Genomic DNA, 23,963 nt, shown 5'->3' on the forward strand with positions numbered 1-23,963 from the left:
GAAATGGTTAGAATCGTGTGGAAAAGGTCACACCATAGGTCGCGGGCTGCCCCACGAACCGCGAGACGGCATCGCCGATCGCGAAGACGCTGGTCCAGTAATAGCTGTTGGTCACGTTCTTGCCCCACAGCCAGACCCGGTATCGGCCGTCCGCGGACCTGATACCGGCACGCAGATCGAGGAGCGCGTTGGAATCGATCTTCAAGATATCGACCGCGCCGATCCCGCCGTTGGTACTGCTGTTATAGGTAAGCGAGCCGCCCGCGAACCCTCGCCAGTTCCGCACCACGGGGAAGTCATAGTCGAGGCTGGCGACCGATTGCCATGTCGGCGAAAACGGGAAGGGCGTGCCCGCTTGATCGCCGAAATGGGCGAGGGAGTCGAAACCCAGAAACCGGTCGATATTGGTATGGACATAGGTGGTCGATGCGTCGAGCGTCAGGCCCGCTATTGGTCTGGCGACCAGTTGCACCTCGGCACCGACGACATGCGATCGCGGGATCGATACCAGCGCTTCGAGCGGCCCGAACGCCGGATCGAGTTCGGCGCCGCGCAATTGTTTGCCCCGATAATCGTAATAGAAGCCGGCCGCGTTCAGCTGCAGGCGGCGATCGAACAGGCTGGCCTTGACCCCGGCCTCGTACGCCAGCAGCGATTCCTGCGGGACGGGCGTGTATTGCAGGACGGTCGCGGCGCCGAGGACGGGAGCGGCACCCGCCTTATAGCCCTTGCTGACATTGGCGTAGAGCAACAGCCCGGGCCGCGCGGTCCAGTTGAGACCGACCCGCCACGACACGCTGTCCTGGTTCAAGGCGTCGTGCACATTGCTGACCGGCAGCCCGCCGTTCGCCGGATCGATCACCAGGCAATCGCCGATCCGGGTCGGTGGCTGCGCGCCGCCGCGGAACAAGTTCCAGAAACGGGTGAAGGCGTCGGTATAGGCGATCGAACAACTGTCGAATGCCTGTTCGTCGCGGTTGTACCGAACCCCGCCCTCGATCGTCAGCCGATCGCTCAAACTATACTGGAGCCGACCGAAAACGGCGTACGTCGTCGCGCGCACCTTGCTGGTGAACATGGTCGAGTCCGCGATCGCCGCGGGATCCACGCTCTCGAACAGGCGGCTGACGCTGTTGTCGGCGGTATAATCGAACGGCCTGTCCCTGGTCCGCTCGTGCTCGAAATTCCCACCTACCAGCCAGACGAGCCGGCCCGCTTTACCCGTCGCGCGCAACTCCTGGAAATAAGACGAGACGCGGCCACCGCGATCGATCTTTTCGGTCATGTGAAAAGGCGTGCCGTCGGGGTCCTGCCCATAGTTCATGCGAAATTGGGCAATCGATGTCAGCGACGTGATCGTGACGTCGGTGCCGAGCCGCGCGTCGTTGCGCCAGCTCAATTGATAGAGCGAGGTGTCGCTGGCGTAAGGGAACGGGCGGTTGGCCCCCTGGACCGTCGGCGTCCAGTCGGCCGCCCTCGGTTTGAGGAAGATTGGAAACGTCGCCACCCCGGGCGACAGCGCAGGGATCGTGATTTGCGGGGCGATGAACTGGCCGGCCTCGCTCTCGGACCCGTCATGGGTCACCGTCAGCGTGAGCCGTGACTCGAATGTCCCGCTCGGCCGCCAGTCGAGCGTCGCACGCCCCTGCACCTCCGCGATCCGTCCCAGGCCGTCGCCGGGCCGGGTCGTGCTTTGTTGCCAAGGGCCGCCGAACCGCCCCTGCAGCGCCAAACGGTAGTCCAGCTGATCGGTGATCGGGCCGGCGACGAAACCGCCCACTCGCAAGCGCCCGAAATTGCCGTAGCTCGCATCCATGCCCGCCGAGAACGTCCGGCTGGGCTTGGCGGCAATGTAATTCACCGCGCCGCCCGTGGCGTTCTCCCCGAACAATGTCCCTTGCGGCCCCTTGAGCACTTCGACCCGCGCCAGATCGAACGCCGCGAGCTTCGTCATCGCCGGATAGGGTAACGGCGCTTCGTCGACATAGACCGTCACCGCCGCCGGCGTGGCGAGGTCGCTGTTGAAGAAGCCGACGCCGCGCAGCGTGAACGACGTCGAATTATAGGCGCTGTGCTGAATGGTGAGGCCGGAGACGAGGCGGGTCAGGTCGTCGACCGAGTCGATCCCTCGCGCCGCGAGCGTATCGCCGGTAGCGGCCGTGATCGACATGCCGACCGTATTGGTCGCCTGCTCCTGCTTGAACGCCGTGACGACGATGTCGGGAAGATCGCTCGCCGATTGCGCCCGCGCGAGCGTCGGCCAAAGCAGGCTCGCCGATCCCGTCATGGCCAGCGAAACCCACCAGCGTGTCGATCCCGTTGTCATCATGCAGCCGCCCCAACCCGAGTACGCGCCGGCTCGCCTCACCGTGGGCGGGAGTCGCTCGGCAATCAATGGCACGATGGTATCGGTGTTGAGTAGGGTCGATACAATCGTATCCAACATTACCCTTTGAATAAAAAGAAATTTCAACCAGATTTCGAGCGGGCGAACACTGTTCGCGGACGCCTAGGTCTTCAGCCGCCGCCTTGAAAAAACGATGCGTTAGCCTTGTGTCCATTTTGGATTTAATGTCGATGAGCCCGGCGTCGGAGGCGCGGCGGTCATGCATAGTGGCGAGAGAACGGGAATGGTCGAGACCAGCGGCGTACTGGATGCGCTCGCGGGACTGGTCTGGACCGCGCGCGCCGACGGCCGCTGCGACTTCGTCAATCGCGGCTGGCACGACTATACAGGGCTGGGCCTGGACGACGCGCGCGATCACGGTTGGCAAACGGTTATCCACCCAGATGACCGCCCTTCCTTTCTCGCCGCCTGGGACGTCATCAGGCAGGCAGGCACAGTCGACGATATCGACGCCAGGTTGCGCCGCTTCGACGGAGAATATCGCTGGTTCGCCCTGCGTCCCTCACCTTTTCCCGCGGGCGCGCAAGGCGATCCATCCTGGTGCTGGCTCGCGATCGACATCGACGAGGGACCCTCGACTGACGGCCGCATGCGCCGCCTGCTCGACAGGCTCCCCATCCAGGTCGCGTTCCTCAATCTGGCGGGCACATCGGAATACAGCAATCGCAAGACGCTCGACGACTATGGGATGACGCTCGACGAGCTGGTTCAGTGGCAGACGTCAGGAGCCATCCATCCCGACGATCACCCCGTCGTTCACGAGCAGCTCGAGCGCCTGATGACGACGGGCGAGATGTTCGATGCGCAGGTTCGGATGCACTATAAGGACGGGACCTATCGCTGGATGCGATGCCTGTGCGTTCCGTTCCGCGACGCGCAGGACAATGTCGTGCGCTATGTCACCTGCCAGCTGGATATCGACGACAGGAAGCGGGCGGAGGCCCTGCTCGCCGCCGAAGTCGCCTTGCTCGAGATGGTGGCACGCGGCGAGACGCTGCCCCGCGTTCTCGATGCCGTCAGCCGCCACGTCGAGGACCTCTGCACCGATTGCCATTGCAGCATTCTGGTGGTCGCGCCGGATCGTAAGCATTTCTGGGTCGGCGCCGGCCCCAGCCTGCCCGACGAATACAACCGCATCCTGGACGGCAAGACGATCGACGCCGGCTATGGCCCGTGTTCGCTGGCGGTCGTCGAAAAGGGCCCGATCATCACCGCGGACCTGGCCAACGACCCGCGATGGGAAGGGTCGATATGGCCGCCGCTGATGAAGACCTATGGCTATGCCTCGTGCTGGTCGATGCCGATCCTCTCGATTTCGGGCGAAATCTCCGCGATCTTCGCGATCTATCGGCGCCAGCCGGTCGCCCCGACGGCCGAGGAACAGGAGCTGATCGACCGGTTCACCAAGCTCACCGGCATCGCGATCGACCGCGCCCAGGCCGACGCGGCCCTGCAGATCAGCGAGGGCGAGCTTCGCGCAGCGCTCGCTCAATTGTCCGAAGGCCAGCGCCTCAACAAGACAGGCAGCTTCACCGCCGACCTCACCATCGACCAGCACCAATGGTCCGATGAATATTATCGCATTTTCGAGATCGATCCCGCCACGCCGCCTCGGGTTCAGGCGGTGCGTGACCGTGTCCACCCCGACGACCTCGCTCTGTTCGACGCCGAGATCCAGCGCGGGATAGAGGGACACGGTGCCGACTTCACCTTTCGCGTCGTGACGCCGACGGCCGGGTTGAAATACCTGCGCGGGGTCGCCCACCTGATCGATACGGTCGCGGGACGCCCGATCTTCATGGGTACCGTCCAGGATATCACCGACAGCAAGCTTGCCGAGGAGGCGTTGCGGGCGAGCAGTGCCGAACTCCGCCGGATCAACATGCAACTGACCGACGCGCACCGCCTGAGCAGGACGGGCAGCTTCACCTGGGACGTATTGGCCGACGACCATGCCTGGACCGAAGAGATTTACCGCCTGTTCGAGTTCGATCCGGACACCAAAGTGGACATGCGGATGATGTTCGAGGCCATCCACCCCGACGACCGTCAGAAAGTCGAGCAGCTGGTCCAACAGGCCAGCGAAGGGACCGATTTCGACCTGGAATTCCGCGTCGTTCCACGCAGCGGATCAGTGAAGCATGCGCGCGTCGTCGGCCGCCGTGTCGGACTGGCCACCGACCGACCGATCTTCATGGGCGCATTACAGGACGTGACGTCGAGCAAGCTGGCGGAGGACGCACTTAACCGCGCGCGTTCCGAGCTGGCACATGTCACGCGCGCCGCGGCGCTGAGTGCCCTGACCGCGTCGATCGGCCACGAGGTCAACCAGCCGCTGTCGGGCATCCTGACCAACGCCAATACCTGCCTGCGGATGTTGGCCGCGGATCCACCCAACGTCGTCGGCGCCAGTGAAACCGCCCGGCGGACGATCCGCGACGCCAATCGTGCCGCCGAGGTGATCAAGCGTCTGCGCGCGTTGTTCGCCAACAAGGCGCCGGCCATGGAGCGGATCGACCTGAACGAGGCGGCACGCGAGCTGATCGCGCTGTCGTCGAGCGAACTACAACGAGGCCGCGTCGTTCTGCAGACCCAATTCGCTGGAAACCTGCCGATCGTCGAAGGCGACCGCATCCAGTTGCAACAGGTGATGCTCAACCTGTTGCTGAATGCGGCCGATGCGATGGCCGAGATCGAGGATCGGCCGAGGATCGTCGCGGTCGAGACGGCGGTCGGCCCCGAGGGGGATGTCAAACTGCTCGTCCGGGACTCGGGTATCGGTGTCGATCCGCAGATCGTCCACCGGCTGTTCGATCCGTTCTACACGACCAAGAGCCAGGGCATGGGAGTCGGCCTGTCGATCAGCCGTACGATCATCGAAAACCATGGTGGACGGATATGGGCGGTACCCAATGACGGGCCCGGCGCCACCTTCGGTTTCAGCATTCCCCCCGCCGGCGGACCCGCCGGGGCGATTGGCTAAGGCAGCGTCGGAAGCACACCCGATCGCCGTCGCTCAGAATGCCGCGACATCAGAGACCGCCTTGGCGAAAGCCGCGGGCGCTTCCTGGGGAAGGTTGTGCCCGACGCCCCCGGTAATCACGCGATGCGCGTATTTGCCGGAGAATTTGGCGCGATAGGCGCTGCTATCGGGGTGGGGTGCCCCGTTGGCATCGCCTTCCATCGTGATCGTCGGCACTGCGATGACCGGGCCAGCCGCCAGCCGCCGTTCGAAAGCGTCGAAGCGTGCCTCGCCCTCCGCGAGCGCCAGCCGCCAGCGGTAATTGTGGATCACGATCGCGACATGATCGGGATTGTCGAACGCCATCGCCGAACGGTCGAACGTGGCATCGTCGAAATCCCATTTCGGCGACGCCAGCTTCCAGATCAGCCGCGCGAAGTCGCGACGGTATTTCTCATAACCGATCCGGCCGCGCTCGGTGGCGAAGTAATATTGATACCACCATTGCAATTCGGCAGCGGGGGGAAGCGGCGCCTTGCCGGCCTGTTGATTTCCGATCAGGTAACCGCTGACCGATACCAGCGCCTGGCACCGTTGCGGCCACAAGGCGGCGACGATGTCGGCGGTGCGCGCACCCCAGTCGAAGCCGGCGACGATCGCGCGATCGATCTTGAGCGCGTCCATCAGGTTGACGACGTCGACCGCGACGACCGATTGCTGGCCGTTGCGGATCGTCTGGTCCGACAGGAACCGCGTCGACCCATAGCCGCGCAAATGAGGGATGATTACCCGAAAGCCCTTCGCGACCAGCAACGGCGCGACATCGACGAAGCTGTGAATGTCGTAGGGCCAGCCATGCAACAGGATGACGGGCCGGCTGTCGCGGTGACCGACATCGACATATCCGATGTTCAGGTCGCCGGCGTCGATTTGATTGATCGAAGCGAATGTGGCGCTCGCCCCGTTGCCAGCCGGGGCAGGCGATTTGCCTTGGGTCGCACCAGCGGCCGACCCGATCATGCCGAACTCCGCGGCGGTAGCGGCGAGGATCGCCGCCCCAAGCAACTGACGGCGGCCATTGTCGATTTCCCAAGCCATCGTTTCCTCCCATCCATCATCCGGCGGTTCCCGCGCGCGCGGCAGACCGCGCGGCGGACAGGGCATTCGCCCACCAATACAGCTCGTCGAGCATCGTCGCGGCGTTCTTCGCGATATACGGCACGTCGTTCAAGGACTTGGTGCCGTCCAGCACGGCGTAGAAGTCGCTACCCTGGATGTTCACCCCATTCCGGATCGGCGCGAGCTGCAGCTCGATGCCAATGAGCTGGAGCTGCGCGATCGACCGGGCCGCGCCGACGCTGCCATAGCCGACACAGCCGAAGGGCTTCCGGTTCCATTCGACATAGGCGTAGTCCAGTGCATTCTTGAACACGCCGGGCAGCCCGCGATTATATTCGGATGTGACGAAGATATAGCCGTCGCACTCGGCGACCTTGCGCTGCCATCGCAGTGCGACCTCGTCTTTCGCCGGCACCCAGGCATTGGTCGAGGGCTCGTCGAAAAAGGGCATCGGATAGTCGCGCAGGTCGACCAGCTCGACCGCCATGTCTCCGCGCGCAATGGCGATATCGTGAATCCATTTGGCCGGGGCCTCGCCGTAACGGCCGGTCCGGGTCGTGCTCATCACCACGGCAATCATGGGCTTTTCCACGGTGTTCACTCCTGCTGGTCCGACCCGCCGCCGAAAGGCGTCGAGCGTCTATTCGATGGAGAAATCGGAGAGGTCGATCGACACCATCACCCGGTCGAGCCGGGGGCTGAAATCCTCGTTGCGTTGATAGGCGCGACGACGTGTCGGCAGGCGAAGGCCCCGGACGTTGACGAAGTCGGAAACCAGATGAACCGCGGCGAACCCGCCGGCGACGTCAACGTGATAATCGTGGCGACGCAACAGGCCGTCGGGCCCGAAGTAGAAATCCTGTTCGCGGCTATGCGTCGCGATGCGGTCGGGGAATGTCGCTCGGAGTCCGCGCCAGACTTCCCCCCCCTCCGTCAGCGCCGGGATGTCCGAGATCGCAAACCCCGGCTCGGCCAGCACGAAAGGCGTATTGAGGTAGGTCCAGAGCGCATAGCCGTTGAAATAGGCGCGATGGAGCGGATCCCACGGCGTGGTCAGATCGTGGCCAGCGAACGCGGCACGGGGCGCTCGGCGCTCGGCGATTATGTTTCCCGCGCGATCGAGGATCGCGATCCGGTCCGGGGTGAAGTCGGTGTGCCAGTCGGGATTGCCGAACGGTGCCAGCGATCCCCATTCGCGGCGCAGCTCGACGGTGACGCGGCGCGGGTCGGAATCCTGGACCAGGCCCTTCATCGCCCAGAATTCGCCGCCGGTGACAATGGTCGCCGACAAAGCGGAAAATCCCCGCCAACGTTCGAGCCCGCCATGAGCCTCGAACGCCTCCGCCAGCAAGGGATGCATGACGGCGTTCTCGGATCGCGCCGTATCGGTCTGCAACATCTGGTCCTCCGTCGCTCGATCCGCCGGGACCATCGAGCCGGCGCCCGATCGCATGAGACAAGCGCAACGCGGGCAAATCCATTGAACGATCGTATCGCCGGTACCTTGGTATCGATGCGCGGGGCGGTCGGGTCGGGCTCGCGCTCAGATCGCATCCCCGATCGGGTGTGCGCGGGCGAGCCGCGGCGTGGCGAGCGGAAATTGCAGCCCGACGACCGAGCCCGACTGGGTGAATTTCCAGTCGACCGACCCGGCCAATTCCGCGGTCAGCGCGCGGATCAGCCGCCGCCCGCGTCCTTCCGGAGGATCGGCGGACGCGCTCCCGTCATCGCAGACGAGGCACCAGATGCGGCCGCCGCTCCGGTTGAGCGCAACGCGGATCGACCCCTGGCGCCCCTTGAGACCGTGACGGACCGCGTTGCGGACGAGCTCTGAGACGATCAGGCCGACGCGCCAGCAGCGCGCTGCGTTGAGCGGGATTTCGTCGCTCGCGACGGTCAACCGGATGCCGCGCTCGCCAAGCGAGGCGCGCGACATACAGGCGCACAACTTTCCGACATGGAGGCCGAGGTCCATTTCCTCGTCGGCGACCGGCACCAATAGCGACCGATGCGCCTCCGCCATCGCCCGCAGCCGTTCGGCGGCAAGCGCCAGCGCGGGGCCAGCCATTTCGCTCGCGCGCGAGGCGGCGATCGAGAGGATGGCGATGGCTTCGCCATATTCGTTGATCACCCGGTGGCTGATCTCCTCGACGAGGTGCAGCGCCAGCGGCGGCTGGTCCGGCGTCGCGAGCGCATCGGCAAATTCAGTCGGCATGCCCAGGTCCTCCCAAAGCGTCACCTCGCCGCGGAAGAGCGGTTGGCGATGTCCGGATTGATGAGAGCAAGTGCCGAGGAGACGATCCATTATCCGATGGTGTCGGCGATACCTAAGGCGGAAGCAGGGCGCACACCTCCAGTCGACGGACGGACGAGCGGGCGGCCCCGCCCGGGCTAGGCGTCTCAATACCAAGGTATCGCCGACACCATCGAACAATAGCGATGCCTTTACCCGACCGCATATCGCCCGCTGTGGTGGCGGTCCGATCTCCGGAGACTGCCGCCCGATCGGCGAGGGCATCATGCAAGACAATCAAAAGGTCGTCATCGTTACCGGCGCGTCGCAGGGTATCGGCGCGGCGCTGGTCGAGGCCTATCGCCGCCGCAACTACCGCGTCGTCGCGACGTCGCGCTCGATCGAGCCGGTGGCCGACGCCAATCTGCTCGCGATCCGCGGCGATATCGGCGACCCGTCGACCGGACCCGACGTGGTCGCCAAGGCGCTCGCCCATTTCGGACGGGTCGACACGCTGATCAACAATGCCGGCATCTTCCTCGCCAATCGCTTCACGCGCTATTCGGCAGAGGAGTACGACCGCGTTGTCGCGACCAACCTGACCGGATTCTTCTTCACTACCCAGGCCGCGATCGAGGCGATGGAGGAACGGCGCAGCGGCCATGTGGTCAATATCACTACCAGCCTGGTGCGCCAGGCCAATTCGAACGTTCCGTCGGTGCTCGCCTCGCTGACCAAGGGCGGACTAGATGCCGCGACCCGAAGCCTCGCAATCGAATATGCCCGCAACGGAATCCGCGTGAACGCCGTGTCGCCCGGCGTGATCAGGACGCCGATGCACGGACCCGAAACCCACGAAGCGCTGGCCGCGCTCCATCCCGTCGGCCGGCTCGGCGAGGTGTCGGATATCGTCGGCGCGGTGCTGTACCTTGAGGATGCGCCGTTCGTGACGGGAGAGACGCTCCACGTCGATGGCGGACAAAGCGCCGGACACTGAAAGAGGGAGCTTGATCATGCCCATCGTCACCGTTCAACTTACCCGCGAAGGCACCGAGCCCGGCGTGGATCGCGTCACCGCCGAACAGAAGGCGGCGATCTACAAGGGAATGAGCCAGGTGCTGCTCGACGTTCTCGGCAAACCGCTCGACTGGACCTGGGTAGTGTTCGAGGAAGTCGAGATGGAGAATTGGGGTTGGGGCGGCATGCCCGTCGCCGACTATCGCAAACTGCTGGCCGCCAAGGGCGGTTGAGGGCATCTTGGCATTGCGGGGGCAGGTCCTGGTGGAGCGCACGCGCGGATGACCTCAGTCTCGACATCGGCCACACTGACGTATCGCACGGTCGAGGTCGGCGGAGTGGGGATATTCTATCGTGAGGCGGGTCCACGCGACGCGCCGACGATCCTGTTGCTCCACGGCTTTCCCTCGTCGTCGCGGATGTACGACACGCTGATGCCGCTGCTCGCCGATCGCTACCATGTCGTCGCGCCCGATTATCCAGGTTTCGGGCATAGCGGCGCTCCATCGCCCGATGTGTTCGCCTATACGTTCGATCATCTGGCCCAGGTCGTCGAGGGTTTCGTCGAGGCGCTCGGGTTCGATCGCTACGTGCTGCTCCAGCAGGATTATGGCGGCCCGATTGGGATGCGGTTAGCGGTGCGTCATCCCGAGCGCGTACGGGCGATCGTTGTCCAGAACGCCGTTGCGCACGAGGAGGGACTCGGGCCGTTGTGGGAAGCCCGCAAGGCCTTCTGGGCGGACAGGGCCGCGCACGAGCAAAAGGTGATTTCGGCGTTCACCTCGCTCGAAGGTGCCCGCCAACGCCATATCGGCAGCAGCCCGCGGCCCGAACGATACAATCCCGACACCTGGATCGACGAGGCAGCGATGCTGGCGCGGCCGGGCCAGACACGCATCCAGGCCGACCTGTTCTACGACTATCAGAGCAACGTCGCCGCCTATCCAGATTGGCAGGCTTGGCTGCGGCGCCATTCGCCGCCGTTACTCGTGGTCTGGGGTCGGTACGATCCGTCCTTCACGGTCGCCGGTGCACACGCTTATGCCCGCGACGTGCCCGATGCCGAGATCCACATTCTCGATGCCGGGCATTTCGCGCTCGACGAAAAGCTCGACGAGATCGCGGCGTTGATCCGCGACTTTCTCGGCCGTCTTCCAGACCAGGGAGCCTGACATGACCGTGATCGACCAGCTGCCGGCGGCAATGCGCACCATCAGGACTCGCCCGCTGTTCGTCCTGTCGGTCGAGGTGAGCGGGCTCCATCTGGCGGGAGGGCCGGCGGGCGCGGAACGGCGCGTCGGCGACCTGCCTGGCGGAAGCTTTACCGGTGAGCGCTTGTCGGGAATCGTCCTGCCCGGTGGCACCGACTGGCAAACGATGCGCGGCGACGACACGATCCTGCTCGACGCGCGGATCCTGCTGCGCACCGACGACGATGCGCTGATCGCCATGACCTATACCGGCATGCGCCACGCACCTCCCGAAATCGCCTCGCGGATTGCGCTTGGCCAGGAAGTCGACCCTGCCTCCTATTATTTCCGCATCACGCCGACTTTTGCGACCTCAGGACCGCGTTACGAATGGCTCAACCGCATTGTCGCGGTCGGCATTGGTCACCGTCTGGCGGCTGGCCCGGTGTACAGCGTCTTCGAGATTCTGTGAGGGCGCGCGCGGGGTTCGGTCTGGCGCAACGGCTCCGCCGAGAATCCCGTGTCGGCGGTACGACTACATGTCCGACCCACTTAGCAACGAAGGCCACATCCATGCGGTGACGCGTCGAGTCCGGCGACCGAATCCATCGAGCATCTCAAGAAGGACGCGGCCCGAGCGTTCCGCTGGTCGCCAACGCGGCACCGCGGACGGCTCGGGCCGGCCTTGGTTCAACGCAGCGACCGAAAGCTGTCGCGCAGTTCTTCGGAGAAGACCTTGGGCTGTTCCCACGCCGCGAAATGCCCACCCTTGGCCAGCCGGTTGTAGTGGATCAGCTTCGGATAGGCGCGCTCGGTCCAGCTTTTCGGCGCGGTATAGATCTCGTCCGGGAAAGCGCTCACCGCGACGGGCAGCGGGACGTGCTTGGGCGCGAAGAATGGCAGTTTGCTTTCCCAGTACAGCCGCGCGGACGACACCGCCGTTTTGGTCAGCCAATAGAGTGTGACGTTGTCGAGAATGTCGTCCCGCGTCAGCCCTTCCGGCTGCCCATCGAAGACCCGCGCGATCAGCGCATAGCTGCGCGAGTCATGGTCGAGCATCCAGGCCGCAAGGCCGACCGGTGAATCCTCGAGCGCGTACAGCGTCTGCGGGCGATTCCCCATTTCCTGCGCATAGGCGAGGCCGTGCTTCCAGAAAAAGTCGAGCTGATCCCACGCATATTGCTCGTCGGCGGACAGACCCGCAGGCGCCGCGCCGCCCGATGCCAGCGCGGCCGAGACGGCGTCGGGCAGAGTCGCGGGCATGTTGGTATGGATGCCGATCAGGCCCGGCGGTGTCAGCAACGCCATCTGCTCGGTGACCGCGTTACCCCAGTCGCCACCTTGTGCGACGTAGCGCGAATAGCCGAGCCGCTGCATCAGCACGACCCAGGCGCGCGCGATGCGCACGGGATCCCAGCCGCCGGCGGTCGGTTTCCCGGAAAAGCCGTGGCCCGGCAGCGACGGGATCACGACGTCGAACGCGTCCGACGCCTGGCCGCCGAAAGCAGTCGGATCGGTCAACGGTCCGATCACTTTCAATTGTTCGATGATCGAACCGGGCCAGCCGTGCGTGATGATCACCGGTAGCGCGTTGGGATGCTTCGACCGGACGTGGATGAAGTGAATGTCGACGCCGTCGATCCGGGTGGTGAATTGAGGCAAGGCGTCGAGCCGCGCCTCGACCTTGCGCCAATCATGCTCCTTGGCCCAATAATCGGCGAGCTTGCGGATCGTCGCCAACTGCACTCCTTGCGAGGCGTCGGTGACCGTTTCGCGGTCGGGCCATCGCGTTGCCGCGACGCGCCGCCGCAGATCGGCGAGTTCGCCATCGGAAGCGTGGAATTTGAACGGGCGGATCGCGGAGTCGGAATCCGACCGTGCGTCGAGCGCCGCCGCCATCAGCGGGTTACCGCTCGCCGGCGCGACCGAGGCCGATGCCGTGGCCAGCGGCGGGGATGCCTCCGCCTCGGTCACCGGGGACAGGTGCGGACCTGCCGCATGCGCGGCCGTCGGAAGGAGCGCGCCGAATGCTCCCACCGCGACCGATGTGATCAGGAAATCTCGTCTGCCGATTGGCGAATGGGGCTTGGACATGGTCGTGCTCCGTTCCGAAACCACTAGGGAGGCCGGCCGACGGGGAGCGTGGGCAGGCATTGCGGATGCGGGCGGAGGAGAGCGCCGCCCGCATCCCGCGGACCATATGCGCCTGTGGTCGCCGAGGCGGCCATTACACGATGGTGTTTATATACCTTGGTGTAGGTCGCGGCGTGCTGCGACCAAGGTATCGCCGACACCTAAGCACAATAACCCCGCGCACCGCGGTCCCCCAGCTTCCCGTCGAACGCTCGACAGGAGGACCGACATGCCCCTTCGTTTCCGTAGCCGCGTTTCCCGCGTCGCCGTCGCCGGCCTTGTCGGCATGGTCGGCGTCGTCGCCCTGCTCGGATTTTCCGCGGCGCAGCCGGTTTCCAGTCAGACCGACGCGTCGCCCGGACAGCCGGGCACCCCTTATCTCGACATGCCGTCGCTGGCACCGATCGGCGTCCGGGCTGACCGCTACCTTCCGATTCCCAAGGAGGACGCAGCGCCGCCGATCGATCCGGCCAAGGGCTATCGGACCCAGAAGCTGGGCCGCGACCTCTACATGGTCACCGATAACGGCTATCAGTCGATGTTCATGGTCTACGAGACGGGCGTCGTGGTGATCGATGCCCCGCTGGGATATTCGGCGCATATCCGCCAGGCCATCGCCGAGGTCACCGACCGGCCGATCACCCATGTCATCTACAGCCACGCCCATACCGACCATATCGGCGGCGTAAACGACCTCGGCGGACATCCGGTCATCATCGCTCAGGAAGAGACCAAGAGATTGCTCGAGAAAGCGAAGGACCCGCGGCGCCCGCTGCCGACCGTGACTTTCAAGGACAGCTACTCGCTCAAGGTCGGCAGCCAGCGCCTCGACCTGACATATCCGGGTAGCCCGCACGAGCCGGGCAACATCTTCATCTACGCGCCAGAGCAGAAGGTGCTGATGGTGGTCGATATGGTGTTTCCAGGCTGGATGCCCTGGCGGCGCTTCGCGCTGGCCAAGGACGTCCCCGGCTATTTCGATCAGGTCGCCTATATCGACACGCTGCCCTGGGAGACGCTGGTCGGCGGCCACGTCAACCGCGTCGGGACCCATGCCGACGTGCGCCGGCAACTCGAGTTCATGAACGACATCAAGGCGGCGGCCGCGGCAGCGCTCAAATCGACGCCGCCCGGCGAGGAGATGGCAGCCGAGGACAAGGCCAATGCCTGGGCCGTGTATGACAATTATATCGACCGCGTCGTCGTGAAATGCATGAACGCGGTCACGCCCAAATGGCAGTCGCGCCTTGGAGGTTACGACGCCTTCATCTGGGACCAGTGTTACGCGATGGAGCAGAGCATCCGCATCGATTGAGGGCGGAGCCTGGCGCCGTCTGCCATCGCACCGCTCCCGCCCGAGTCCGAGCCTGACTGCCGCATCCCCGACGGCGCCCCCCCGGTCAGGCTCGGGCACCTGGCGTTTGAATTGATCGCTGTCTGGCAACAATCAGATGCCAATCAGGCCCATTATCGCACCAATGGCGCGTGATTATCTCGCGTTCGTCACGGACCCGAAACTGGGGATAGAGGGAGCACCACGATGGCTTCGGCCGCCAGCCAATACAGACCGCCGATCGCGGCGCTCGCCATAGCTGGCTATGGCTCGGTGTTGGGGTCGGTCTTTCCGGTCATGGCGGTGATCTCCGGCGCCGACATTTCGGGCGGGCTGTCGGTCCCGTCCGACAGCGGCGCACTCGTGGTGACGATGCAGAATGTCGGCGCGGTTGCCGGCATCCTCGTCCTCCCCGTTTTTGCCGCCGGGATCGGGCGTGGACGGGCGATGGCGCTCGCTGGTTTCGGCTTCATGCTGGCCTCCGCCTGCTGCGCGCTCGCCCCCACGCTCGGCTGGATGCTCGTCGCGCGATTTTTCCACGGCGTGTTCGGTGGCGCTTTGCCCTTCATGTTCATGCTGTTGGTGATGACGAGCCTGCGGCGCGGTCACGATCAGTTCGAGGGCATCTCGTTGTTCGCCGCATCGACCACCCTGTTCTTCGGCCTCGCGGCCTCGCTAGGCGGCCTGCTCGTCGACCATTTCGGCTGGCGCTGGCTATTCTGGGCGCAGGCACTAGCGGCGCTGCCCTATTGTCTCGCCGCGACGCGCGTCCTGACCACCGAGAAAGGACGCCCCGAGCTTCTGCGGACCGCCGATTGGACGAGTTACATCCTGCTGTCGTCCGGGCTCGGCCTGATCCTGTTCGTGCTGTCGGAGGGCGAACGGCATTTCTGGTTGGAGGCCTGGTGGGTGCCCGCATTGCTGGTCGGCGGTGTAATCCTGACCGGTACCGCGGTCCGCACGCTGATCATCGCGGAGCGCCCGCTCCTCCTGCTGCGACTGTTTCGTCGACCGACATTCAGTTGGGCGATCATATTGTCGCTGTTCTTCCGCTTCGGCACGTTGTTCGCGATCTTCGTCGTGCCGCAATATCTCGGCCGTGTGCAGGGACTGCGCCCCGCCGACATCGGCAGCGTCCTGGGGTGGATGGTGCCCGCGACAGCGGTCGCGCTGGTCGCCGCCTATCTGTTCGCCCGGCATTATGACAGCCGCTGGCTGCTGAGCGGCGGGTTGGGGTGCTTCGCGCTCGCCTCCTGGCTCTGCGCCGACCTCGGTCCCGATTGGGCGGCGGACCAATTGCGGCTGGCCGCGGTCGTTGCCGGAGTGGGGTTGGGGTTGTTCGCGGTCGCCGTCCTCCGCTTCGCGACGTTCGGCGTCACGTTGCAGGAAGGGCCGACGGTCGGCGCGATGTTCAACGTCTCCCGCGTGATCGGCCTCGTCATCGGCCTCGCGATCCTGTCGCACCTGGTCGTCGAGCGCGAGAAATTCCATTCCGCGATCCTCGTCGAGAATATCGCGGCGACCGATCCGAACACCGCGCAGCGCCTGGCGACCACGGCGGGCGGTTTCGCCCGGTTCAGCGCTGACGCAGGCGCCGCCCAGAACAGTGCCTATACCGCGCTCGGCCGAGCCGCCGCCGGACAGGCGTTCACGCTCGCCTTTGCAGACGCCTTCATCGTCTCCGCCATCGTGCTCGCGCTGAGCGCGATCCTTGTCTGGGCGCTGCCCGGCATACCGACGGAAGTCGATCTCGATCCCGTTGAAAGGACTATGGCATGACCAGTATCCAGTCGATTGCCCGCGCGCCGACCACTGCTGCCGATCCGGCAGACGACAAGCCGCGGCCTACGGCCGGCCCGAAACGATGGCAGGGCGCCCGGCGCGTCGTGACCGCTTTTCTGGTGGCCAGCGCCGCTGTTGCCGTCGTGGCCGGCGCACAGGCAATCGGACCGGACGCGATGGCGTTCGTGTCCACCGACAACGCCTATGTGAAGGGCGACGTCACGTTCGTCTCTCCCAAGGTCCCGGGTTATGTGACCGCCGTCCTCACCGAGAATGACCGCCGCGTCGCACCGGGTCAGGTGCTGGTGCAGATCGACCCGACCGACTACCGGTCCGCAGTCGCCGATGCGGACGCCGCGGTTGCGCAAGCAAAGGCCGCGCTTCGCCAGATCGCCGCACAACGCTTGCTCCAGCAGGCGCAGATCCAGGTCGCCGATGCCGGCGTGGTGTCGGCCCAGGCGACAGTCGGCAAGACGCGCGCCGATTTCGCGCGCTCGGACGCGCTCGTGGGCGAAGGCGCAGTCAGCCGCCAGCTGTTCGAGAGCGCGCAGGCGGACAATATCAAGGCGGGATCGGCCGTCGCGCAAAGCCGGGCGCAGGCGGACTATGCCCGCAAGCAACTCGGCGTGCTCGACGCGCAGCGGCTGACCGCCGAAGCGCAGCTGGCGAGCGCCGAGGCGCGGCTGGTGCGAGTCCGCGCGGATCTGGATCGCACCGCGGTCGTCGCCCCGCGCGAGGGCCGCGTCGCGGCCCGCAACGTCCGGCTCGGCGAATTCGTCAACACGGGAACCCGGCTTCTCGCCATCACGCCAACCCGCGGCCTGTGGATCGAGGCGAATCTGCGCGAGACCCAACTCGGCCGCATCCGGCCCGGCGATCGCGTCCAGGCGACGGTCGACGCAGTCCCCGGCACGCGCTTCTGCGGCACGGTGGAGGGCAGCCAGGGCGCGAGCGGTTCCGACTTCGCGGTGATCCCGCCCGACAATGCCACGGGCAACTTCACCAAGATCGTGCGCCGCTTCACCGTTCGTATCCTGCTCGACCGCGACCAGCCCGGCCTCGATCGCCTGGCGACAGGTATGTCGGTCACGCCGCGCATCGAGATCGGATCGCATGTCGACGGCAAGGCCCATGGCGGGCTGCTGTCGTGGATCGCTGGCGGCTCCTTCACCTGTGGAACGCGATCGTGAACCGCGCGATCCTGAGCCTCGTCGCCGCGTCGGCCACGCTCTCAGGCTGCGTGACGCCGCCACGACTGGGGACACCGCCGATGGCGAAGCCGGCCGCCAGTTATGCGACCAGTGCGAGCTTCGCCGCACCCGGCGCGCCATGGCCCGCCGACCGCTGGTGGACCTCCTATGGCGACGCGCAGCTCGATGCCCTGATCGACGAAGGGCTGCGCAACGCCCCGACAATGGCGCAAGCTGCGGCGCGGCTTCGCCGGGCCGAGGCGCTCGTCGGTGCGGCCAACGCGGCCGCGCTCCCCTCAATCTCCGCCGACGGCTCGCTGACGGTCAGCAAGCCTAGCACCGAGGACGGCATTCCGGTGCTGCCGGCGCGCCAAGGCTATCACGATTATGGCCGCGCCACGCTGGGCTTTTCCTGGGAGCTCGATTTCTGGGGCAAGAACCGCGCGGCCATCGCCGCGGCGACGTCCGATGCCGAGGCCGCGCGTGCCGATGCCGCCGCCGCGCGCCTGCTCGTCTCGGTGTCGATCGCCGCCACTTATGCCGACCTTGCGCGCCTCTATGCCGATCGCGACGTGCTCGCTGATACGCTGGCGGTTCGCGAAAAGACTCTCGCGCTGGTCAAGGCCCGGGTCGAGCACGGCTTCGATTCGGACGCGGACCTTGCGCAGGCGGAAGCCGGGCCGCCGGCCGCCAGGTCCGATCTCGCCGCAGCCGATGAGGCGATCGGGCTGACCCGCAATCGTCTCGCCGCGTTGCTCGGCGCTGGCCCCGACCGCGGACTGGCGATTGCCCGGCCGGCAAATGCATCGCTCAAGTCCTTCGGCCTGCCGGCCGACCTCGCGGCCGGACTGCTCGGCCGGCGTCCCGACATCGTCGCGGCCAAGTGGCGCGCCGAGGCGGCGGCGAAGCGGATCAAAGTCGCGCGGGCGCAATTCTATCCGAACATCAACCTGCTCGGCTTCATCGGCTTCGATGCGCTGGGGATCGGCAATCTGCTGAACGCCGGCTCGGATGTCGGCGGCGCTGGTCCGGCAATCAGTCTGCCGATCTTCGACGGCGGCAGGCGTCGAGCCAATTATCGCGGCGCTCGAGCCGATTATGACGCGGCAGTCGCGCTGTATGACGAGACCGTCACCCAGGCGATACGCGAGGTTGCCGATGTCGCTGTCGGCATGCGCCAGCTCGAGGACGAACTGAAGGGCGCCGAGGAAGCGCGCCTCGCGACCGAGCGTGCCTATCGACTGGCGGAACTGCGGTACACGGCAGGTGCCGCCGACTATCAGTCGGTGCTGATCGTCGAGGACCGGCTGCTCGCGCGGCGGCGCGTGGTCAGCGCGCTGCAGTCGCGCGCCTTCATCCTAGACATCGCCTTGGTCCGCAGCCTGGGCGGTGACGCCAGATCCTAATGCTCGATACCTTGCGCCCAGGGCCCTGTGGCGAACCGCTCGCGCAGGAAATCGAGCAGGACGCGCACTCGCGCCGGTCTAGCCCGACCCGGCGGCGTGACCAGATAGATCGGCGCCGATGGCGCGGTCCAGTCGGGCAACAGTTCGACCAACGATCCGTCCTGCAATTCCTGCCAGACGAAATATTCCGGGATCAGGGTGACCCCGATACCGGCGACAGCCACCGGCACCATTGCGGCGGCATTGTTGACGCGGAAGGCGCCCTTCATTCGCACCACGACCAGCGCCTCACCGGCCTTGGCGAATTCCCAGTCGTCGCCCCAGGGCACGTGCGTAGGTATGACGGCGGGAAACTGCGCGAGGTCTTCAGGCCGCATCGGCACGCCCATCGCCTCGACGAGCGCGGGCGCCGCTACCAACGGACGCCGAAGTGAGAACAGGCGACTGGTCCGTAGCGAGGAATCCACACCCTGTCCGATCCGGATCGCGACGTCGAATCCGTCGGCGACGACATCGACCGGATCCTCGCTGAGTGTGAGGTCGACCAGAACGTCGGGATAGGCGCGCATGAAGTCGGGAAGTGCGGCCGCCAACGAATGGACGCCGAAACCGCTGGTGCAGGCCAATCGCACGATGCCGCGCGGCGTCGCGGCTTCCTCGATAATATCCGCTTCGATCGCCGACCCGTCCGCCAGGATTCGGAGCGCGCGCTCAAGCGACGATCGCCCGGCTTCGGTGAGCGACAATTTGCGCGTCGTACGGTGGAGCAACGGGCTTCCCAGGCGCCGTTCGAGCCGCGTGATCGCCTTCGAAACGGTTGTTTTGGCAAGGCCGAGATCCTCGGCGGCCAAGCTGAATGACCCTTTCTCGACCACCTTGGCGAAGATGGCCCATGCTTCCAGGTCAGGCAGATGCGGCATCGTCGGCAGCTAACTGGCTTTCCCCATCCGCGGCAAGCGATGGGACGTATGAGAAGCGCTCTCCTCGGGTGGACCAGAGGGGTGGTCCCGCCGGGGGCTTCCGTTTATCTGCTTTTATTTCAACCTCTTGCGAGGATGAATGGTGCGGTCGAGAAGACTCGAACTTCCACGTCCTTTCGGACACAACGACCTCAACGTTGCGCGTCTACCAGTTCCGCCACGACCGCACGTGTAAGATGCCATCGGACGGCGCCGCTGGCTGGCAGGCGAGCGCCCCTAGCAAAGCGATCTGTGCGACGCAACCGGAGTTTGTGCGGTGGCGCGTCCTGCGCCTGACCCGCGGGTGTCTTGGAATCTGTTTGGAAATGCGCCGAGGGCGCATTTCGCGGTACCGGCCCGCTCCCCCACCCGACCTCCCAATCAGTTTATTCTATGGGAGGTCGGGTGGGGGAGCGGGCCGGCACCGCCCTAAAACTCGCTCTACCGCGAGTTTTCAAACGGTCTCTCAGCTGCCGGTCGCGCTGCTTGAAAAGCTCAGCTTCATGTTCTTGGAATTGGCGGGGACGTCGAGCTTGCCGCTGTAGAAGTCGATCGTTCCGCCCGGCGCGATGGTCGGCTGGTCGGGCTTGATCACCCAGCTATAGACCATCCGCCCGTCCTTGGGCGCGTCGTACAATTCGACCCGGATATCGGGGATCGGCTGACGCTGGGCGGTCGGATTGTGGATCTGGCCGCCGACCGCGAACAATTCGCTGCCGCTCGGCAGATCGCGGCGGTCGGGCTGCTTGACGTTGACGAAGGTCAGCGGCGTCTGGCCACCGCCAGCCGGCATGCCCAGCCAGGTGGCCAGGCTGGGGACGTTGAGGAACAATAGCGCCGCGGCGGCGGCCAGCATCACTACGCCGGCGGTCACCGCGGCGATCGTCCACAATCGGGCGGGGTTGCGGCGCGGCCGGAACGGCGGCTCGTGCGCGAAGGCGTCATAGTCCGGCGCGATATCGGCGCTCGCAGCCGGCTGGGCGGGCGACGGCGCGGCGATCGGCTGGGGAGCGGGGGCCGCCGGTTCGGGCGCCACCACCGCAGCGCCCGAAAGGTCGAGCGCCTCGGGTTCCTGGAACCAGCTATGCTTGCACTTGGCGCAGCGCACGGTGCGGCCGTCGGGCCCGATCGCGGTGTCGGGGACGAGATAGCGCGTATGGCATTCGCTGCATTCGAGGATCATATCGGCGTCCGCACGGGGCCAATATAAATGCCCCTGTCGCAAACCCTAAGCGGGCAAGGACAGTGCGGCAAGCCTGCGGATACGCACGCCCCAGCTTGAAGCGGGAACATGTTACGTGCGATGGCGCTGGCGGGGCAGCGTACAAGCGGGTAGCAAACGCCGGCATGGCGAATATCGTGCAGTTCGAAGATGTGGGGCTGCGCTATCCCGCCAGCGACGTCGATACCCTGTCGGCGATCAACTTCACCCTTGCCTCGGGTGGCTTCTATTTCCTCACCGGCCAATCGGGAGCGGGCAAGACCTCCCTGCTCAAGCTGATCTACCTTGCCCAGCGTCCGACCCATGGCGTGATCCGCTTGTTCGGCGAGGATGCGGGCGCCTTGCCGCGCAAGCGCCTGCCGGGCTTCAGGCGGCGGATCGGCGTCGTATTCCAGGATTTCCGGCTGGTCCCGCATCTGTCGGCGTTCGACAATATCGCCTTGCCGCTGCGGTTGTCGGGGGTGCCCGAGAGCGATGTCGAGGCGCCGGTGCGCGAGATGCTGGCCTGGGTCGGGCTGTCGGAACGCAGCCATGCGCCGCCGCCCACCTTGTCGGGCGGCGAGCAGCAGCGGATCGCGATCGCGCGCGCGGTGATCGGGCGGCCGGAAATCCTGGTCGCGGACGAGCCCACCGGCAACGTCGACCCCGACATGGCCGCGCGGCTGCTCCATCTGTTCGAATCGCTCAACCGGCTCGGCACCACGGTGGTGGTGGCGACGCACGATTTTCACCTGCTCGGCCGGATCCAGAACGCGCACATGATGCGGATCGAGGCCGGGCGGCTGCTCGATCCGACCGGTGCCTTGCGCAACCCGCCCAAGGCACCCGTCGCATGAGCGTGGCGATGTTCTCGACCGCCGCGGATCGCCGCGTGCTCGACGACCGCCGCGGTACGCGCGCGATGACCTGGATCATGGCGATCATGCTGTTCCTGACCGTGCTGGCGGCGGCGCTGGGGCTGGGCACGATCAACGCGGCGGGCGCGCTCGATCGCGAACTTGCCGGGCGCCTGACCGTGCAGATCGTCGCTGCCGATCCGGCGGTGCGCGACCGCGACACGAGCGCGGTGCTGGCGGCGCTGCGCGGGATGCCGGCGGTATCGCGTGCGGATCCGGTCGATCCTGCACGACTGACCGAATTGCTGCGCCCCTGGCTCGGTGACGCCTCGGCCGATGCCGACGTCCCGCTGCCGTCGCTGATCGACGTCGATCTGAGCCTACCGAGCGAAGAGGCAGCGGCGCGCGTCGCCGCAGTCGTGCGCGCCACCGCGGCGAGCGCGCGCGTCGACAGCCAGTCGCGCTGGCTGTCGCCAGTCGCCGATTTCATGCGGACGATGATCTATGCCGCGGCGGTGCTCGTGCTGCTGATGGCCGCCGCGACCACCGCTGTGGTGCTGCTGGCGGCGCGCGCGGGGCTGGAGACGCATCGCGACACCATCGCCATCCTGCACATGCTGGGGTCGACCGACGTGCAGGTCGCGCGGCTGTTCCAGCGGCGTATCGCGCTCGACACGATGGTCGGCGGGGTGATCGGGACGCTGGCGGCGATGCTGGCGATCTGGGCGGTGACGGGGCAGATGGCCGGCCTCGGGTCGCAATTGCTGACGGGCGGCGTGCTGACGCGGGGCGATTGGGTGCTGATCGCGCTATTGCCGCTGATCTTTGCGCTGGTGGCGACGCTCGCGGCGCGGATCGCGGTGCTCGGGCGGCTGAGGCAAGTGCAGTGATCCGCCGCCTGATCGCCATTATCGCCCTGGTCTATCTGCTCGGCTTCGTGCTCTACACGCTGACCTTGCCGCGACCGCTCGAGGACATGAAGACCGATGCCATCGTGGTGCCGACCGGTGCGCCCGGGCGGATCGATCGCGGGCTGGCGCTGATCGCCGCGCATCAGGCGAAGCGGCTGCTGATCAGCGGCGCCGCGCCCGGCGTCCGGCCGATCGATTTGTCGATCAAGTACAAGGTGCCGCTGAGTGTATTCGCGTGTTGCGTCGATCTCGGGCACGAGGCGGTCGACACGCGCTCGAACGGCGCGGAAACCGCCAAATGGGTGGGCGATCACGGCTATAAATCGGTGCGGCTGGTCACCTCCGACTGGCACATGGCGCGCGCTCGGATGGAGCTGGACGCGGCGCTGGGCAGCGACGTGACCGTAGTCGACGACGGCGTGCAGGGCGATGCCGAACTGGGCGTGTTGCTGGTCGAATATAACAAGCTGTTGTTGCGCCGCGTCGCCTTGTGGCTCGGCTTCGGGCAATGAAGGTTTGCCGGTGACTCTGTTACGCAATGTGGCGTTCGCGATCGTCTTTTACGGCGTGTCGCTGCCGATCGTGCTGCTGGTGCCGTTGTCGGCGCTGTTCGGGCAGCGCGCGCTGATCGCTTATGCCATGGCCTGGACGCGATTCCACCGCTGGTGCGTGCGCTGGCTGCTGGGCATCCGCGTCCGTTACGAAGGGCCGCGACCGTCGGGCCAGGTCCTCTATGCCGGCAAGCACCAGTCGCTCATGGAGCCGATCGAACTGGTCGCCGAACTCGGCGCGCCGGCACCGATCATGCGGCGCGAATTCGCGCGCATTCCGATCTGGGGCTGGGCGGCGGAGCGTTACGGCGTGATCCTGGTCGACCGCGCCGCCTCGTCCAAGGCGTTGAGGCATCTGATGCGCGAGGCGGAGGCGGCGCGCGCGAGCGGGCGGTCGGTGATGATCTTTCCCGAAGGCACGCGTGTGATGCCAGGCGAGCAACCGGCGCTGAAGTCGGGATTTGCCGGGCTCTACAAGATGCTCGGTCTGCCGGTGGTGCCGATCGCGACCGATATCGGGAAATTGTGGCCCAAAGGCGGGTTGAAGCGCGCGGGCGTGGTGACGTTTCGGTTCGGCGAGGCGATCCCGCCCGGCCTGCCGCGCGCGGAGATCGAGAAGCGCGTCCACGCGGCGATCAACGCGCTGGAGCAATCCTCCCCATCATAGATGGGGAGGGGGACCAAGACGCGCAGCGGCTTGGTGGAGGGGCGG

Annotated in this window: 21 protein-coding genes and 1 tRNA gene; 13 read left to right on the forward strand and 9 right to left on the reverse strand. The window is 66.0% G+C overall.

Features of this window, described 5'->3' with window-relative positions:
• Window positions 1–7: 7 nt before the first annotated feature.
• On the reverse strand, window positions 8–2,329 hold the full coding sequence (locus tag SMA01S_RS08170) for a TonB-dependent receptor (RefSeq protein WP_169804211.1): 2,322 nt from the start codon (window positions 2,327–2,329) through the stop codon (window positions 8–10).
• A 301-nt stretch (window positions 2,330–2,630) separates the two neighbouring features.
• Between SMA01S_RS08170 and SMA01S_RS08175 the strand changes: the two genes are divergently transcribed.
• Window positions 2,631–5,390: a PAS domain-containing protein gene (locus tag SMA01S_RS08175; protein ID WP_066820196.1), complete on the forward strand. Its 2,760-nt coding sequence runs from the start codon at window positions 2,631–2,633 to the stop codon at window positions 5,388–5,390.
• 33 nt (window positions 5,391–5,423) lie between these two features.
• On the opposite strand, the gene SMA01S_RS08180 is transcribed toward SMA01S_RS08175, so the two are convergent.
• The 4 genes from SMA01S_RS08180 to SMA01S_RS08195 form a co-directional block, all read right to left on the reverse strand.
• On the reverse strand, window positions 5,424–6,467 hold the full coding sequence (locus SMA01S_RS08180) for an alpha/beta fold hydrolase (RefSeq protein ID WP_066820255.1): 1,044 nt from the start codon (window positions 6,465–6,467) through the stop codon (window positions 5,424–5,426).
• A 16-nt stretch (window positions 6,468–6,483) separates the two neighbouring features.
• Window positions 6,484–7,080 (reverse strand): NADPH-dependent FMN reductase, encoded by a 597-nt coding sequence (locus SMA01S_RS08185; protein ID WP_066820257.1) that lies wholly within the window; start codon window positions 7,078–7,080, stop codon window positions 6,484–6,486.
• A gap of 48 nt (window positions 7,081–7,128) precedes the next feature.
• On the reverse strand, window positions 7,129–7,887 hold the full coding sequence (locus SMA01S_RS08190; RefSeq protein WP_218016856.1) for a hypothetical protein: 759 nt from the start codon (window positions 7,885–7,887) through the stop codon (window positions 7,129–7,131).
• Window positions 7,888–8,031: 144 nt separating this feature from the next.
• Window positions 8,032–8,703, reverse strand: coding sequence for a sensor histidine kinase (locus SMA01S_RS08195; RefSeq protein WP_169804212.1), 672 nt, complete (start codon window positions 8,701–8,703; stop codon window positions 8,032–8,034).
• Window positions 8,704–9,007: 304 nt separating this feature from the next.
• Here SMA01S_RS08195 and SMA01S_RS08200 point away from each other — a divergent pair, with 304 nt between their 5' ends.
• From SMA01S_RS08200 to SMA01S_RS08215, 4 genes are read left to right on the forward strand one after another with little or no spacing between them, the layout of a single operon-like run.
• The gene (locus SMA01S_RS08200) at window positions 9,008–9,718 is read left to right on the forward strand and encodes an SDR family NAD(P)-dependent oxidoreductase (RefSeq protein ID WP_066820200.1); all 711 of its coding nucleotides are present in this window, start codon (window positions 9,008–9,010) and stop codon (window positions 9,716–9,718) included.
• A 16-nt stretch (window positions 9,719–9,734) separates the two neighbouring features.
• On the forward strand, window positions 9,735–9,971 hold the full coding sequence (locus SMA01S_RS08205) for a tautomerase family protein (RefSeq protein ID WP_066820261.1): 237 nt from the start codon (window positions 9,735–9,737) through the stop codon (window positions 9,969–9,971).
• Window positions 9,972–10,019: 48 nt separating this feature from the next.
• Complete coding sequence (locus SMA01S_RS08210) at window positions 10,020–10,910, forward strand: alpha/beta fold hydrolase (protein WP_066820202.1); 891 nt, start codon at window positions 10,020–10,022, stop codon at window positions 10,908–10,910.
• Window position 10,911: 1 nt separating this feature from the next.
• On the forward strand, window positions 10,912–11,400 hold the full coding sequence (locus SMA01S_RS08215; RefSeq protein WP_066820204.1) for a DUF3237 domain-containing protein: 489 nt from the start codon (window positions 10,912–10,914) through the stop codon (window positions 11,398–11,400).
• 218 nt (window positions 11,401–11,618) lie between these two features.
• Here the strand turns inward: SMA01S_RS08215 and SMA01S_RS08220 are convergent, their stop codons facing one another.
• On the reverse strand, window positions 11,619–13,022 hold the full coding sequence (locus SMA01S_RS08220) for an epoxide hydrolase family protein (RefSeq protein WP_245649202.1): 1,404 nt from the start codon (window positions 13,020–13,022) through the stop codon (window positions 11,619–11,621).
• A gap of 268 nt (window positions 13,023–13,290) precedes the next feature.
• Between SMA01S_RS08220 and SMA01S_RS08225 the strand changes: the two genes are divergently transcribed.
• The 4 genes from SMA01S_RS08225 (at window position 13,291) to SMA01S_RS08240 (ending at window position 18,772) form a co-directional block, all read left to right on the forward strand.
• Window positions 13,291–14,376: an MBL fold metallo-hydrolase gene (locus tag SMA01S_RS08225; protein ID WP_084250181.1), complete on the forward strand. Its 1,086-nt coding sequence runs from the start codon at window positions 13,291–13,293 to the stop codon at window positions 14,374–14,376.
• Between the two features lie 225 nt (window positions 14,377–14,601).
• Complete coding sequence (locus tag SMA01S_RS08230) at window positions 14,602–16,173, forward strand: MFS transporter (RefSeq protein WP_066820206.1); 1,572 nt, start codon at window positions 14,602–14,604, stop codon at window positions 16,171–16,173.
• Window positions 16,170–17,366 carry an HlyD family secretion protein gene (locus tag SMA01S_RS08235; protein ID WP_066820208.1) on the forward strand — a complete coding sequence of 399 codons (1,197 nt, stop codon included), beginning with the start codon at window positions 16,170–16,172 and terminating at the stop codon, window positions 17,364–17,366. The genes SMA01S_RS08230 and SMA01S_RS08235 overlap by 4 nt, the downstream gene beginning before the upstream one ends.
• Window positions 17,363–18,772, forward strand: coding sequence for an efflux transporter outer membrane subunit (locus SMA01S_RS08240; RefSeq protein ID WP_245649203.1), 1,410 nt, complete (start codon window positions 17,363–17,365; stop codon window positions 18,770–18,772). The genes SMA01S_RS08235 and SMA01S_RS08240 overlap by 4 nt, the downstream gene beginning before the upstream one ends.
• Here SMA01S_RS08240 and SMA01S_RS08245 read toward each other — a convergent pair.
• From SMA01S_RS08245 to SMA01S_RS08255, 3 genes are all read right to left on the reverse strand, one after another.
• The gene (locus SMA01S_RS08245; protein WP_066820209.1) at window positions 18,769–19,692 is read right to left on the reverse strand and encodes a LysR family transcriptional regulator; all 924 of its coding nucleotides are present in this window, start codon (window positions 19,690–19,692) and stop codon (window positions 18,769–18,771) included. The two genes, SMA01S_RS08240 and SMA01S_RS08245, sit on opposite strands and share 4 nt — an antisense overlap.
• A gap of 140 nt (window positions 19,693–19,832) precedes the next feature.
• Window positions 19,833–19,919 (reverse strand) — tRNA-Leu (locus tag SMA01S_RS08250).
• Between the two features lie 278 nt (window positions 19,920–20,197).
• Window positions 20,198–20,914 carry an MJ0042-type zinc finger domain-containing protein gene (locus tag SMA01S_RS08255; RefSeq protein WP_066820211.1) on the reverse strand — a complete coding sequence of 239 codons (717 nt, stop codon included), beginning with the start codon at window positions 20,912–20,914 and terminating at the stop codon, window positions 20,198–20,200.
• A gap of 164 nt (window positions 20,915–21,078) precedes the next feature.
• Between SMA01S_RS08255 and ftsE the strand changes: the two genes are divergently transcribed.
• The 4 genes from ftsE to SMA01S_RS08275 are packed head-to-tail and all read left to right on the forward strand — an operon-like array spanning window position 21,079 to window position 23,918.
• Window positions 21,079–21,789: a cell division ATP-binding protein FtsE gene (gene ftsE / locus SMA01S_RS08260; RefSeq protein ID WP_066820212.1), complete on the forward strand. Its 711-nt coding sequence runs from the start codon at window positions 21,079–21,081 to the stop codon at window positions 21,787–21,789.
• A complete protein-coding gene (locus tag SMA01S_RS08265; RefSeq protein WP_066820213.1) occupies window positions 21,786–22,679 on the forward strand; it encodes a cell division protein FtsX in 894 nt (297 codons plus the stop codon). Before ftsE ends, SMA01S_RS08265 begins: the two co-directional genes overlap by 4 nt.
• A complete protein-coding gene (locus SMA01S_RS08270; protein WP_066820215.1) occupies window positions 22,676–23,212 on the forward strand; it encodes a YdcF family protein in 537 nt (178 codons plus the stop codon). Before SMA01S_RS08265 ends, SMA01S_RS08270 begins: the two co-directional genes overlap by 4 nt.
• A 10-nt stretch (window positions 23,213–23,222) precedes the next feature.
• A complete protein-coding gene (locus tag SMA01S_RS08275) occupies window positions 23,223–23,918 on the forward strand; it encodes a lysophospholipid acyltransferase family protein (RefSeq protein WP_066820217.1) in 696 nt (231 codons plus the stop codon).
• Window positions 23,919–23,963: the final 45 nt, after the last annotated feature.

This window comes from Sphingomonas mali NBRC 15500, from assembly GCF_001598415.1.
Lineage (GTDB): Bacteria > Pseudomonadota > Alphaproteobacteria > Sphingomonadales > Sphingomonadaceae > Sphingomonas > Sphingomonas mali.